We start from the raw sequence: 13391 nt of genomic DNA on the forward strand, positions 1-13391 counted from the left end.
TCAGCGCCACGCGCGCGTACGCGTCACCGGCACGCGCGCGTGCGTGCGCTCAGCCGCGCGCCCCCAGCAGGTGGTCCATGGCCAGCTGGTCGAGGCGCTCGAAGGCCATCCCGCGCGCGGCGGCCGCCTCCACGTCGAATTCCTCGAAGGCCGTACGGTCGGCGAGCAGAGCCTGGAGGCCGTCCGCGGCGGTGGGCTGCGCCAGCTGGTCCAGACGCGAGGCGCGCAGTGCCTCCTGGACCTCCGGGTCGGCGCGGAAGGCGGCCGCGCGCTCCTTCAGGACGAGGTAGTTGCGCATGCAGCCGGCCGCCGAGGCCCACACGCCGTCGAGGTCCTCGGTCCGCGGCGGCTTGAAGTCGAAGTGGCGGGGACCGTCGTAACCGGCGCTCTCCAGGAGGTCGACCAGCCAGAACGCGGCCCGCAGGTCACCGGCGCCGAAGCGGAGGTCCTGGTCGTACTTGATGCCGGACTGGCCGTTGAGGTCGATGTGGAAGAGCTTGCCCGCCCAGATGGCCTGTGCGATGCCGTGCGGGAAGTTCAGCCCGGCCATCTGCTCGTGGCCGACCTCGGGATTGACGCCGTACAGCTCCGGGCGCTCGAGACGTTCGATGAACGCCAGCGCGTGGCCGACAGTGGGCAGCAGGATGTCGCCGCGCGGCTCGTTGGGCTTGGGCTCGATGGCGAAACGCAGGTCGTAGCCCTGGGAGGTGACGTACTCACCGAGGAGGTCGAAGGCCTCCTTCATACGGTCGAGGGCGACGCGCACGTCCTTGGCGGCGCCGGATTCGGCGCCTTCCCGGCCGCCCCAGGCCACGTATGTCTTCGCGCCCAGCTCGACCGCCAGGTCGATGTTGCGGATGGTCTTGCGCAGCGCGTAACGGCGCACGTCGCGGTCGTTGGCGGTGAACGCGCCATCCTTGAAGACCGGGTGCGTGAAGAGGTTGGTGGTGGCCATCGGCACGGTCATACCGGTGGTGTCCAGGGCCTGGCGGAAGCGCTTGATGTGCGACTCGCGCTCGGTGTCCGAGGACCCGAAGGGGATCAGGTCGTCGTCGTGGAACGTCACGCCGTAGGCGCCCAGTTCGGCCAGGCGCTGCACCGTCTCGACCGGGTCGAGGGCGCGGCGCGTGGCGTCGCCGAACGGGTCCCGTCCCTGCCAGCCGACGGTCCACAGGCCGAAGGTGAACCTGTGCTCGGGGGTGGGCTGGTAGCTCATGCCGCGGCTCCTTGCTCGCTTGGCTCGCTTGCGACTATTTCGTCATGGCGATTTACAAATTAGTATGCGCTCGCGTCCCTGGGAAGGGACAAGATGTTCTCGAGGTCGGATCTCGAGACCAGATCCCGCGAGCCGCGGAAAGAGGGAGAGCCCGATGTCAGCAGCCGAGGGTCCGCTCGTCGTCGGGGTGGACTCGTCCACCCAGTCCACCAAGGTCCTGGTCGTCGACGCGGCCACCGGGCGGGTCGTGGCGAGCGGCCAGGCGCCGCACACGGTCTCCTCCGGCGCCGGCCGGGAGAGCGACCCCCGCCAGTGGTGGGAGGCCCTGTGCACGGCGCTGCACCAGTGCGGGGACGCGGCCCACGAGGCGGCCGCGGTGTCGATCGGCGGCCAGCAGCACGGCCTGGTCACCCTGGACGCCCGGGGTGAGCCGGTGCGCCCGGCGCTGCTGTGGAACGACGTGCGCTCGGCGCCGCAGGCGCGCCGGCTCGTCGAGGAGCTGGGCGGCCCGAAGGCCTGGGCGGAGCGGACCGGCAGCGTGCCCGGCGCGTCCTTCACGGTCACGAAGTGGGCCTGGCTCACCGAGCACGAGCCGGACGCGGTCCGCGCCACCGCGGCCGTACGGCTGCCGCACGACTACCTCACCGGGCACCTGACCGGACAGGGCACCACCGACCGCGGCGACGCCTCGGGGACGGGCTGGTGGGCGTCCGGGACCGAGGCGTACGACGAGGAGATCCTCGCGCACGTGGGCCTCGACCCGGCGCTGCTGCCGCGGGTGGTGCGGCCGGGCGAGGTGGCCGGGACGGTCCGCGACAGCCACGACCTCCCGTTCTCCAAGGGGACCCTGGTCGCTGCCGGTACCGGCGACAACGCGGCGGCAGCACTGGGCCTGGGGCTGCGCCCGGGCACGCCGGTGCTCAGCCTGGGCACGTCGGGCACGGTGTACGCCGTCTCCAGGCACCGCCCGGCCGACCCGAGCGGCACCGTCGCCGGATTCGCCGACGCCCGCGGTGACTGGCTGCCGCTGGCCTGCACCCTGAACTGCACCCTCGCGGTCGACCGCGTAGCGGCCCTGCTGGGCCTGGACCGTGAGGCCGTCGAGCCCGGCACCTCCGTGACGCTCCTGCCCTACCTCGACGGCGAGCGCACCCCGAACCTGCCGAACGCCTCCGGCCTGCTGCACGGCCTGCGCCACGACACGACCGCCGGACAGCTCCTTCAGGCGGCGTACGACGGTGCCGTGCACTCCCTGCTGGGCGCGCTCGACCTGGTGCTCGACGAGGACGCGGACCGCACCGCGCCGCTGCTGCTGATCGGCGGCGGGGCCCGGGGCACGGCCTGGCAGCAGACGGTACGGCGACTGTCGGGGCGGCCGGTGCAGGTGCCCGAGGCCAGGGAACTGGTCGCGCTCGGCGCCGCGGCGCAGGCGGCCGGGCTGCTGACCGGCGAGGACCCGGCCGCGGTCGCCCGCCGCTGGAACACCACGGCGGGACCGGTGCTGGACGCCGTGGAGCGGGACGAGGAGACGCTGGCCCGGATCGCCGGGGTACTCTCCGACGCGGCGCCATTGCTGGAGCGGGGGACGGACGGCCGCTGACCGTGCGCCGTCCGGAACGCGACGGCTCGGGTACGGGCCGGCCGCCCGGCGTACCGACGGGATGACGCACTGACCGGAAAGACGGACCGAGGACTGGGGGAGGCATGAGCGCACCGCTGCACGAGACCCGCCCGGTCGGCCCTGGCCGGGCTCTGCCGGACACCCAGCAGGGCATGCGCCGCCGCAACCTCGCCCGGGTGATGCACGCCGTCAACGCCGAGGGACCGCTCTCGCGCGCCGCGGTCGCCTCGCGCATCGGCCTCACACGGGCGGCGGTGTCGACGCTGGTGGACGAGCTGGTCCGGTGGGGACTGCTGCACGAACTGGGCCCCGAGCGCCCCGGCCGGGTGGGCCGGCCGGGGTCGGCGCTCGCGGTCAGCGGGCGGGGGCCGGCCGGGATCGGCGCGGAGGTCGGCGTCGACCACCTCGCGGTGTGTGCGGTCGACCTGCGCGGCGAGGTACGGGCCCGGGCCGTCCGGCACCGCGCGAACCGCGGCCGGGTGCCCGAACCGGTGCTCGAGGAGCTCGACGCACTCGTCCGCCGGGTCGTGGCGGAGGCGGAGCGGGAAGGCCTGTGGCCCGCCGGGCTGGCGGTCGCCGTGCCCGGCCTGGTGGCGCGGGACGCCCGTACGGTCGTACGCGCCCCGAACCTCGACTGGCACGACACCGACCTCGGAGCCCTGCTGCCCACGGACATACCGCTGACCGTGGACAACGAGGCCAACTTCGGTGCGCTGGCGGAGCTCTGGCTCGGGACGGACACCCCCGGCGACTTCCTGCACGTGTCGGCGGAGATCGGCATCGGAGCCGCGGTCGTCGTGGACGGCGGGCTGCTGCGCGGGACACGGGGGTTCGCGGGCGAGCTGGGGCATGTGCCGGTCCGCCCGGACGGACCCCGGTGCCCGTGCGGCGGGCGGGGCTGCCTGGAGCAGTACGCCGGTGAGGAAGCGGTTCTGCGCGCGGCGGGGCTCGAACCGGGTGAGGACCTGGTCGGGCTGCTCGCCCGGCGAGCCGAGGAGGGGGACGCGGACGTACGCGGGGCGCTCCGCGACGCCGGTACGGCCCTCGGCATAGCCCTGACCGGGGCGGTCAACCTGCTCGACCCCGATTCCGTCGTCCTGGGCGGCGCGCTGGCGGGGCTGTCTCCCTGGCTCCTGCCGTCCCTGGAGACCGAGCTGGCGAGCCGCACCGCGGGACCCGCCTGCCCGGTGTCGGTGTCCCGCCTGGGGCCCGAGGGACCGCTGCTGGGCGCCGCGCACTCGGTGATACGCGCCGTCCTCGACGATCCGGCGGCGGTGGCGGAACGCGGCTGAGGAGCGAAACGGAACTGAGGAGCGAGGGGGCACAGGTGGCGGAATGGATACCTCGTGAGGAGTGGGTCAAGACCCAGCCGCAGGCACTTCTCGCCTCCTGCGTCGTGATGCTGGACGACCGCGACCGCATGCTGCTCCTGCGGTACGGGCCCGGACAACCGACAGCAGGGACATGGTGGCTGCCGGGCGGAATGGTCGACCACGGCGAGGACCCGTGGGCGGCGGCAAGGCGGGAGATGCGGGAGGAGACCGGCATCGAACTGGGGCCGATCCCCAATCTGATCGGTATCGACCACCGGGTGGACGTCCTGGGGACCGGACCGGTTCTCGACTGCTTCTTCCACGGCGGCGCCCTCGACGACGAAGCACGCGTCCGGCTGAGCGCCGAGCACGACGGCTACGGGCTGTTCGCCGTCGACGAGTTGGCCGGGACGCCGCTCACCGCCCGTCTCCCCGGCCTCATCGCGCTGCACACGGCGGCCCTGTCCGGAACCGTCGTCTGCCTGCGGGAGGGTGAACCCCTCACCTAGACGTCCCGCTTCCAGGGACCGGCAGCGACCTTCCCCGTGGTGCCCAGGTCCAGCTCCGGTGTCACCATCACCGGCGAGGCTCCCGGCTTCGCCCAGACCCTGACGTAGGGGACGTTGACCGCGGTGCCGGACAGGACGGTGTTGCGCCACACCAGACCCGCGTGCGCGCTCTGGCCCGGCTTCAGGGACAGCGGGCGGGCCGGGCCGTCCGCGCCGGTGCCGGAGGCGATGGCCGAACCACCCCGCAGGATCCGCACCCCGTCGACCGGACGGTGGTCCTCGTCCAGGAGGCTCAGCCGGGGGTAGCCGGTGAGCCGTTGGGGCCTGGACCCGCAGTTCACCAGGTGCAGGCCCACCACGCGGAGGCCCATGGCGGCATCACCCTCGTCGGCGTACAGGCGCAGTCCCGAGGACGGGCAGGGACCGCCCGGAGCGGGTGCCTCGTCGACGGGGACGCTGCGCACCTTCGTGATGCGCACCCCCGACCAGCCCCGCGCACCCGGCGGAAGGTCGCTCGTGCCGACCGTGCCGGTCACCGTCCGGCCGGGCCCGACATTCGGCACGATCCGGTACGTGTCGGCCAGTGGTGCCCCGAGGTCGGAGACGAAGGCGAAGCTGATGGTGTAGGTGAACGGTTTCGTCGCGTGGTTGGTGACCTGGAACCGGCCGCAGTCGTGCGTGTCGTCGCCGCCCGGGTCGTCGATCCGGACATCGCCCGTCGCCCCGGCGGGGGGCTCGGCGGTCGCGGCGGGCCCCGGGGAGAGGTGCGCACCGCACGCGGGACTGTCGGACGGGACCGCGATACCGGTGGCCCGGGAGCACGAGGTGACCAGCAGCAGGACGCCGGCGACGGCAGTCGACACGATGGCGGGGGCGGCACGCATCCGCCGAGTGGATCAGTACGCGGCCGCGGCGGGCTGTGATGGAAGCCACTCCTCCGGCCACAGGACCGTCACAGGGCCGGAACCGGCCGAGTCCCGGGACGAGTTCACTCGATCGAGTGACGGAGTTGTCCCCAACTCCTGCGTCATCCACGGAAACGCCCAGCGTCCTTCTGCCCAACCGGCAGGCGCCGTACCGTGATTCACGCGAGGCGCAGCCGCCGACGGCTCGAGATGGCGGCGCGAGAGGTGGACGAGGGGACACATCCGGACGGGGGAAACACATGTCGGGGGAGACGTCAGCCGGGCCGCGGCGCGACGCCGTCGTGCTGCGCGAGGTGGCTACGGATTCGCTGGGCTGGACGCGTATCAGTTCGCAACCCGGGCGGTCGAATCGCCGTTGGCCAACGTGTGCGACACCGATCACACGTGCGTGGCCGAGATCCGCAAGGAACGGCCGCACGCACGGCTGCGCGAAACGGCCGCGGCCCTCCGCGACCGGCCGTGCCCCGACTCCGCAGCCCACTCCCCCACACCCCCACTCCGGAAGGCAACCCCAGCATGGACCGGCACAGATCACTGCCCACCAGACGACACCTGCTCAAGGGCGCGGCCCTCGCCGCCGTCCCCTGCGCACTGCTGCCCACCACGCGGGCCGGTGCCGAGGCCCAAACCGTCGACTACCCGAGCGCCGAGTGGCAGCCGGCGACCAGCTCCAACTACACAGTGTCCGGCCGACCCGGCACCTACACGATCGACCGCGTGATCATCCACGTCACCCAGGAGACGTACACCGACACCCTGGCCATCTTCCAGAACCCGCAGAAGGCGGTGTCCGCGCACTACCTGGTGCGCTCCGCCGACGGGCACATCGCGCAGTGCGTGCGCGAGGCGGACGTCGCCTGGCATGCGGGGAACTGGGGCTACAACACCCGCAGCATCGGCATCGAGCACGAGGGCTGGGTGGACCAGCCCGCCTACTTCACCGACGCCCTGTACGAGCAGTCGGCGAAACTGACGGCGGCGGTCTGCGACACGTACGCCATCCCGAAGGACCGGGCCCACATCATCGGCCACTACCAGGTACCGGGGACCGACCACACCGATCCGGGGCCGAACTGGGACTGGGTCCGCTACATCAGACTGGTCAACTTCGCCTGACCGGTTGTCCGGGTCACCACCCCGAGTGACGATGTCCCCAGCCGCATCGTCGTCCGGGAGGCCTCGTTGACCGATCCGTGGATGGCCCTCGAGCCGAGGGCCGACCCCGCCGAGCGCGTCCGGGCGCTGCGCCGGGCGCACGAGACGTTCACCACGGCCGGCACCGTGCCGCGGCCGGTGCGGTCGGTGGTGGCGGACTCGTGGCGGCGCAGCGCGCGGGCCGGCGTCGGCCCGGACGGCACCGCCAGCGTCGAACTGACCGACGGGGACCTGGGCGCCTACCGCGCGGAGCACCCGTTGGCCCGGGCGATGCCGCTGGTCCGCGAGCTGATGGGACCGTTCGCCGCGGACGGCGAGCATCTGCTCGCGGTGTGCGACGCGCACAGCCGGCTGCTGTGGGTCGAGGGCCACCCGGCGACCCGGCGCCGGGCGGACCGGATGAACTTCGTCCCGGGCGCGCGCTGGGCGGAGACCGCGGTCGGGACGAACGCGCCGGGCACGGCAGTCGCCGTGGACCGGCCGGTGCAGGTGTTCGCGGCGGAGCACTTCATCCGGCGGGTCCAGCCGTGGACCTGCGCGGCCGCGCCGGTGCACGATCCGCACACCGGCCGGGTGCTCGGCGCGGTGGACATCACCGGTGGGGACGGGCTGGCACACCCGCACAGCCTGGGCTTCGTACAGGCAGTGGCGCGCGCCGCCGAGTCGCAGCTCGCCCTGCTCGCGCCGGCCGGGCCCGCCGACGAGGCGCCCGCGCTGACCGCGCTGGGCCGGGACGAGGCCACGCTCCGGCTGGACGGCCGCCGGATCGTCCTCACCCGCCGGCACAGCGAACTGCTGGTGCTGCTGGCCCGCCACCCCGAGGGGCTGACCGGCGACGAACTGCTGTGCGCACTGTACGAGGACGAGTCGGTGCCGCCGGTGACACTGCGCGCCGAACTGGCCCGGCTGCGCAGGCTGCTCGGCCCGGGACTGCTCGCGTCACGGCCGTACCGGCTGACGGCCCCGGTCGAGTCGGATGTCACCGTCGTCGAACGGCGGCTGCGGGCGGGCTCGGTGACGGCGGCCGCGGCGGCGTACGCGGGCCCGCTGCTGCCCGCCTCGCAGGCGCCTGCGGTGGTGCGGCTGAGGCGGCGCCTGACCGACGGGCTGCGGGCCGCGCTGATAGGCCGCCGCGACCCCGATCTGCTGGCCGACTGGGCGCACGCCCCCTGGGGCGAGGAGGACCTCGAGGTGTGGCGGGCGCTCGCGGTGGTGCGACCGACGGCGGCGGTACGGGCGCGACTCACGGCGCTGGAGTCGGAACTGACGGCGGAACCGGCGGAACCAACGGCTCCGGCCCATCGGGCAGCGCGCTGACCGGCCGCGCAACGTCCTCGCAACGTTCCGGTTCCTAGCCTCGCGCCGGAAGCTGCCCAACGGCGGGCAGCGTTTCATCGGGAGGCAGACCAGCATGACCCGTTACGCGGCGCCCGGCACCGAGGGCGCGATCGTCTCCTACCAGGCGCGCTACGACCACTTCATCGGCGGCGAGTACGTGCCGCCCGCCCGGGGGCAGTACTTCGAGAACCCCTCGCCGGTCAACGGGCAACCGTTCACCGAGATCGCCCGCGGCACCGCGGAGGACGTGGAGCGGGCGCTCGACGCGGCGCACGCGGCCGCGCCCGGCTGGGGGCGCGCGTCGGTGACGGAGCGCTCCGACATCCTGCTGAAGATCGCCGACCGCATGGAGGCCCACCTCGAGCCGCTGGCGGTCGCCGAGAGCTGGGAGAACGGCAAGCCGGTGCGTGAGACGCTGGCCGCCGACATCCCGCTGGCCATCGACCACTTCCGCTACTTCGCGGGTGTGATCCGCGCGCAGGAGGGTTCGCTGGGGGAGATCGACGAGGACACGGTGGCGTACCACTTCCACGAGCCGCTCGGGGTCGTCGCGCAGATCATCCCCTGGAACTTCCCGATCCTCATGGCGACCTGGAAGCTCGCCCCGGCGCTGGCGGCGGGCAACGCGGTCGTCATCAAACCCGCCGAGCAGACCCCGGCCTCCATCCACTACTGGATGAGCCTGATAGCGGACCTGCTGCCGCCGGGCGTGGTCAACATCGTCAACGGCTTCGGCGTGGAGGCGGGCAAGCCCCTCGCGTCCAGCCCGCGCGTGGCGAAGGTGGCGTTCACCGGGGAGACCACGACGGGGCGGCTGATCATGCAGTACGCCTCCGAGAACATCAAACCCGTCACACTTGAACTCGGTGGCAAGTCACCGAACATCTTCTTCGACGACGTCTGGGCCCACGACGACGACTTCCGCGACAAGGCCCTCGAGGGCTTCACCATGTTCGCGCTCAACCAGGGCGAGGTGTGCACCTGCCCGTCCCGCGCCCTCGTGCAGCGGGGCCACTACGCCGAGTTCCTCGACGCCGCCGTCGCCCGCACCCGGCAGATCAAGCCCGGCCACCCCCTCGACACCGACACGATGATCGGCGCGCAGGCCTCCAACGACCAGCTGGAGAAGATCCTCTCCTACCTGGACATCGGCCGGCAGGAGGGCGCCAAGATCCTCACCGGCGGTGAACGCATCGAGTACGACGGAGAGTTGAAGGGCGGCTACTACGTCCAGCCGACCATCTTCGAGGGCGACAACCGCATGCGGATCTTCCAGGAGGAGATCTTCGGCCCGGTCGTCTCCGTCACCTCCTTCGACGACTTCGACGACGCCATCAAGACCGCCAACGACACCCTGTACGGCCTCGGCGCCGGCGTGTGGACCCGCGACGCCACGACCGCGTACCGCGCGGGCCGCGCGATCCAGGCGGGCCGCGTCTGGACGAACTGCTACCACGCGTACCCGGCGCACGCGGCGTTCGGCGGCTACAAGCAGTCCGGAATCGGCCGCGAGACGCACAAGATGATGCTGGAGCACTACCAGCAGACGAAGAACATTCTTTGTTCCTACAGCCCGAAGAAACTCGGGTTCTTCTAGAGCCTGAAGTCGGGTGCCGGAAGCGAACGTTGCGCCTCAGGCACTCGACTGCCACAGTCACTGTCCGTGACGTGACAAGAACGATCCGACGCCACACGGCCTCAGTCGGCAAGGTCTCTGGACCAGTCACGGACCAAATTCGATCTCGCGCTCAGCCAAGAACGTCTGCATCTGCCGGCGCACTCGGCGTTGTGCGGTCCTGAAGCCACCCGGTCGCCCCCGCGAGGAACGTGGCCGTTCAGCCTGTGGGCAGGCAGACGCTGCCCGATGGACGCCGAAGCCGAGGAGCGGCATGTCGACGCCGTTGTTGAGGATGACGGTCTGCATGAGCGGGATGTCCTTCGCTGTGCGGGTGGGAGGGGGAAAGTCAGGGACGGATGAGGGCCTTGAGGACCTGGCGGTCGGCCATGGCCCGGTAAGCGTCCGGTGTCCGGTCGAGGGTGAAGGTCTGGTCGAACACTCGGCCGGGGGTGATGGTGCCGTCCAGGACGTCGGGCAGCAGCTGCTCGATGTAGGCGCGGGCGGGGCTGGCGCCGCCGGTCAGGGTGATGTTGCGCATGAACTCGGCCGGACCGATCGGCCCCTGCTCGTACTGCGGGACGCCCAGGCGGCTGATGGTGCCACCGTCCAGGACCGCACCCAGGGCGGTGTTGAGGGCCTGACGGGTACCGACGGCCTCGATCACCTTGTCCACGCCGCCCGTCAGCTCGCGGATGCGGGCGATGCCCTCCTCGCCGCGTTCGGCGACCACGTCGGTGGCGCCGAACTCGCGGCCCAGGCTGGTGCGGGCTTCGTGGCGGCCGGCGAGCACGATCCGCTCGGCGCCCAGCCGCTTGGCGGCGATCACCGCGCACAGGCCGACCGCGCCGTCACCGACCACGAGCACCGCATCCCCGCGGGCGACGCCGGCGGTGACCGCGCCGTGGTGGCCGGTGGTCATCACGTCCGACAGCGCGAGCAGCGCCGGCAGCAGCGCGGAGTCGGCGGCCACCGGCAGCTTGACCAGGGTGCCGTCGGCATTCGGGACGCGGACGGCTTCGCCCTGCCCGCCATCCACGCCGTCGAAGCCATACCGGCCGCCGTTGCGGCACGAGATGTGCAGGCCCTTGGCGCAGTAGTCGCAGGTGTTGTCGCTGTACGTGAACGGGGCGACGACCAGGTCGCCCGCCTTCAGACCCCTCACGTCCGCGCCAGCCTCCTCGATGACGCCGAGGAACTCATGCCCCATGGGGCGGCCGGTGCCGGTGGCGGGCATCGACTGGTACGGCCATAGGTCACTGCCGCACACGCACGCGGCCACCGTGCGCACCACCGCGTCGGCCGGCTGGACGATCCTGGGGTCGGGCCGGTCTTCGACGCGGACGTCTCCGGCTCCGTACATCACTGCTGCACGCATAGGGGTACTACTCCAAACAGGGGGCTGCCGTGCCTCGCGCCGGCGGGGGGAAGGGGTGAGGTCAGCGTTCGAGCATCTGTGCCTGGGCTTCGGTGTGGGTGTCGCCGGCGGCGGGCGGCAGGCTGCTGAGCTTGTCGAGCTGCTCGCTGGTCAGCGTGATGGCGTCGGCGGCGGTGTTCTCCTCGACGCGGCTGACCCGCTTGGTGCCAGGGATCGGGGCGATGTCGTCGCCCTGGGCGAGCAGCCAGGCCAGCGCGACCTGCGCGGGCGTGGCGCCGACCTCGGCGGCCAGGGCCTGCACCTCGTCGGCGATCGCCAGGTTGCGCTGGAAGTTCTCGCCCGTGAAGCGCGGGTTGTCGCGCCGGAAGTCGGAGGCGTCGAACTGATCGGTGGAACGCACGGTGCCCGTCAGGAATCCGCGTCCCAGCGGGGAGAACGGCACCAGACCGATGTTCAGCTCGCGCAGGACCGGCAGGATGCGCTCCTCGATGCCGCGCGTCCACAGCGAGTACTCCGACTGAACCGCGGTGACCGGCTGGACCGCGTGGGCGCGGCGGATCGTGTCCGGGCCGGCCTCTGAGAGACCGAAGGCGCGCACCTTGCCTTCGGCGATCAGCTCCGCGACCGCGCCGGCGGTCTCCTCGATCGGCGTGTTCGGATCCACCCGGTGCTGGTAGTACAGGTCGATGTGGTCGGTGCCCAGCCGCTTCAGGGAGCCCTCGACGGCGGTGCGGATGTTGGCCGGGCTGGAGTCCAGGTTCCAGGCGCCGTCGCCGCCGTGGGAGACCAGGCCGAACTTCGTGGCCAGCACCACCTGGTCCCGGTGCCCCTTCAGCGCCTGGCCCAGCAGTTCCTCGTTGGTGTAGGGGCCGTAGATCTCGGCGGTGTCGATGAGCGTGACCCCCAGCTCCAGTGCCCGGTACACGGTCCTGATCGACTCCGCCTCATCGGTGCCGGAACCGGTGTAGCCGTGGGACATCCCCATCGCGCCCAGGCCGATCCGGGAAACCTCCAGGTCACGCAGCTTGATGTACCGCATCTCGCCCTCTTCTGTTCGTGTCGTTGCCCGGCCCCTCACGCTTGCCCGGACCGGCAGGTCGTGCCTGCTGTGGTTCGGGCAGCGGGGGTGCCGGCGTCTTGCTCATTCACCTTCCCCTGGATGGCGCCGGTGTGGCAGGGCGGGCTCTTCAGGGGTAATGACAGGGCCCCCCTCATCCCCCGCGCGGCAGGTACTGAACGGGTGAGACTGAAGTCATGGCATCCGAGAGCGCGACCAGTGAGGGAGCCGAGCTGGGCCGCTACCTGCGCGCCCGCCGCACCCAGACCAGCCCCGAACACGTCGGCCTCACCGTCGGCGCCGGCATCCGCCGTACCCCCGGCCTGCGCCGCGAGGAACTGGCCACCCTCGCCGGCATCAGCATCGACTACTACGTGCGCCTGGAACGCGGCAAGGAGACCCGCCCCAGCCCCTCCGTCCTCGACGCGCTCGCCCGCGCCCTGCACATGGACGACCAGGAGCACCAGCACCTGCGCGAGCTCTCCGCCCGCGCCGCCCGCTACACCCCCGAACCGCCGCCCGCCCCCAGCCGCACCGTGCGCCCACACCTCAAGCTGCTGCTCGAATCCCTGCGCCCGAACCCGGCCTACGTCATCAGCCGCAGTATGGACGTGCTCGCCTGGAACCCCAGCGGACTCGCCCTCTACGCGGGCCTGGACGACTGGCCCGCCAAACAGCGCAACCTCGCCCGCTACCTCTTCCTCCACCCCGCGGCCCGCGACCTCTTTCAAGACTGGGACCGCCAGATCACCGCCTGCGTCGCCCGCCTGCGCGCCATCGCCGGCACCGCCCCCGACGCACCCGACCTGACCAACCTCGTCGGCGAACTCCTCCTCAAGAGCCCCGACTTCGCCGGTCTCTGGGAACGCTACGAGGTGACCGGACGCAAGCCCGCGCACAAAACGTTCCACCACCCCCAGATCGGCACGGTCACCCTCACCTCCCAGTCACTGCACGTAGAAGGCACCCCCGGTCAACGCATCGGCGTCTACACCGCCGAACCCGGCACTCCCGACCACGACGCCCTGCTCCTGCTCGACATGACCGCACCGCGACCGCAACAACGCCCCGCGCCCACGCCAAAGGCCACCGGTCAACAGCCCTAAGCCGCCGTACCCACGCCAGACGTCGCACCGCGTCGCGCACAGGGCCGCGCCGGAAGAAGCCCTCGCCCGCAAGCCAGCACCTAGCGGATCGACGGCGATTGCCGGGCCGTACCGGCGTCGTGCGGCTTGCGGCTCACTGCCGAACCGTTGGCCCCTT

Annotated in this window: 12 protein-coding genes and 1 pseudogene; 8 read left to right on the forward strand and 5 right to left on the reverse strand. The window is 72.1% G+C overall.

Annotation, left to right across the window (positions count from 1 at the left end; genetic code table 11):
* Nucleotides 1–49: 49 nt before the first annotated feature.
* Nucleotides 50–1216, reverse strand: coding sequence for a xylose isomerase (gene xylA / locus ACWGJM_RS27190; protein ID WP_453414335.1), 1167 nt, complete (start codon nt 1214–1216; stop codon nt 50–52).
* 154 nt (nt 1217–1370) lie between these two features.
* Between xylA and xylB the strand changes: the two genes are divergently transcribed.
* The 3 genes from xylB (at nt 1371) to ACWGJM_RS27205 (ending at nt 4659) form a co-directional block, all read left to right on the forward strand.
* A complete protein-coding gene (gene xylB / locus ACWGJM_RS27195; RefSeq protein WP_453414336.1) occupies nt 1371–2816 on the forward strand; it encodes a xylulokinase in 1446 nt (481 codons plus the stop codon).
* Nucleotides 2817–2920: 104 nt separating this feature from the next.
* On the forward strand, nt 2921–4129 hold the full coding sequence (locus ACWGJM_RS27200; RefSeq protein WP_453414337.1) for an ROK family protein: 1209 nt from the start codon (nt 2921–2923) through the stop codon (nt 4127–4129).
* A 35-nt stretch (nt 4130–4164) separates the two neighbouring features.
* On the forward strand, nt 4165–4659 hold the full coding sequence (locus tag ACWGJM_RS27205; RefSeq protein WP_453414338.1) for an NUDIX hydrolase: 495 nt from the start codon (nt 4165–4167) through the stop codon (nt 4657–4659).
* On the opposite strand, the gene ACWGJM_RS27210 is transcribed toward ACWGJM_RS27205, so the two are convergent.
* Nucleotides 4656–5543 (reverse strand): DUF4232 domain-containing protein, encoded by an 888-nt coding sequence (locus ACWGJM_RS27210; protein ID WP_453414339.1) that lies wholly within the window; start codon nt 5541–5543, stop codon nt 4656–4658. The two genes, ACWGJM_RS27205 and ACWGJM_RS27210, sit on opposite strands and share 4 nt — an antisense overlap.
* 340 nt (nt 5544–5883) lie before the next feature.
* Between ACWGJM_RS27210 and ACWGJM_RS27215 the strand changes: the two are divergent.
* The 4 genes and pseudogenes from ACWGJM_RS27215 to exaC all read left to right on the forward strand — a co-directional run.
* A pseudogene (locus ACWGJM_RS27215) lies at nt 5884–6036 on the forward strand (acetamidase/formamidase family protein); the annotation flags it as partial.
* A gap of 65 nt (nt 6037–6101) precedes the next feature.
* On the forward strand, nt 6102–6701 hold the full coding sequence (locus ACWGJM_RS27220) for an N-acetylmuramoyl-L-alanine amidase (protein ID WP_453414340.1): 600 nt from the start codon (nt 6102–6104) through the stop codon (nt 6699–6701).
* Nucleotides 6702–6767: 66 nt separating this feature from the next.
* Nucleotides 6768–8057, forward strand: coding sequence for a GAF domain-containing protein (locus ACWGJM_RS27225; protein WP_453414341.1), 1290 nt, complete (start codon nt 6768–6770; stop codon nt 8055–8057).
* A 94-nt stretch (nt 8058–8151) separates the two neighbouring features.
* Nucleotides 8152–9675: an acetaldehyde dehydrogenase ExaC gene (exaC, locus tag ACWGJM_RS27230; RefSeq protein ID WP_453414342.1), complete on the forward strand. Its 1524-nt coding sequence runs from the start codon at nt 8152–8154 to the stop codon at nt 9673–9675.
* A gap of 126 nt (nt 9676–9801) precedes the next feature.
* Here exaC and ACWGJM_RS27235 read toward each other — a convergent pair whose 3' ends face one another.
* From ACWGJM_RS27235 to ACWGJM_RS27245, 3 genes are all read right to left on the reverse strand, one after another.
* Complete coding sequence (locus tag ACWGJM_RS27235; RefSeq protein ID WP_453414343.1) at nt 9802–10002, reverse strand: hypothetical protein; 201 nt, start codon at nt 10000–10002, stop codon at nt 9802–9804.
* Nucleotides 10003–10042: 40 nt separating this feature from the next.
* Entirely contained in the window at nt 10043–11071 is a 1029-nt protein-coding gene (locus ACWGJM_RS27240; RefSeq protein ID WP_453414344.1) for a zinc-binding dehydrogenase, read from the reverse strand.
* Nucleotides 11072–11132: 61 nt separating this feature from the next.
* Nucleotides 11133–12110, reverse strand: a complete 978-nt coding sequence (locus ACWGJM_RS27245) for an aldo/keto reductase (RefSeq protein WP_453414345.1) — start codon at nt 12108–12110, stop codon at nt 11133–11135.
* Nucleotides 12111–12325: 215 nt separating this feature from the next.
* Here ACWGJM_RS27245 and ACWGJM_RS27250 point away from each other — a divergent pair, with 215 nt between their 5' ends.
* Nucleotides 12326–13234 (forward strand): helix-turn-helix transcriptional regulator, encoded by a 909-nt coding sequence (locus ACWGJM_RS27250; RefSeq protein WP_453414346.1) that lies wholly within the window; start codon nt 12326–12328, stop codon nt 13232–13234.
* Nucleotides 13235–13391 lie beyond the last annotated feature (157 nt).

The sequence above is a fragment of the Streptomyces sp. NPDC054834 genome (genome assembly GCF_053611185.1).

Excerpts from the sequence above, each read along its gene's own strand:
- xylA (WP_453414335.1), bottom strand. The coding sequence starts at position 1,216 with ATGAGCTACCAGCCCACCCCCGAGCACAGGTTCACCTTCGGCCTGTGG.
- xylB (WP_453414336.1), top strand. The coding sequence starts at position 1,371 with ATGTCAGCAGCCGAGGGTCCGCTCGTCGTCGGGGTGGACTCGTCCACC.
- ACWGJM_RS27200 (WP_453414337.1), top strand. The coding sequence starts at position 2,921 with ATGAGCGCACCGCTGCACGAGACCCGCCCGGTCGGCCCTGGCCGGGCT.
- ACWGJM_RS27210 (WP_453414339.1), bottom strand. The coding sequence starts at position 5,543 with ATGCGTGCCGCCCCCGCCATCGTGTCGACTGCCGTCGCCGGCGTCCTG.
- ACWGJM_RS27220 (WP_453414340.1), top strand. The coding sequence starts at position 6,102 with ATGGACCGGCACAGATCACTGCCCACCAGACGACACCTGCTCAAGGGC.
- exaC (WP_453414342.1), top strand. The coding sequence starts at position 8,152 with ATGACCCGTTACGCGGCGCCCGGCACCGAGGGCGCGATCGTCTCCTAC.
- ACWGJM_RS27235 (WP_453414343.1), bottom strand. The coding sequence starts at position 10,002 with ATGCAGACCGTCATCCTCAACAACGGCGTCGACATGCCGCTCCTCGGC.
- ACWGJM_RS27240 (WP_453414344.1), bottom strand. The coding sequence starts at position 11,071 with ATGCGTGCAGCAGTGATGTACGGAGCCGGAGACGTCCGCGTCGAAGAC.
- ACWGJM_RS27245 (WP_453414345.1), bottom strand. The coding sequence starts at position 12,110 with ATGCGGTACATCAAGCTGCGTGACCTGGAGGTTTCCCGGATCGGCCTG.
- ACWGJM_RS27250 (WP_453414346.1), top strand. The coding sequence starts at position 12,326 with ATGGCATCCGAGAGCGCGACCAGTGAGGGAGCCGAGCTGGGCCGCTAC.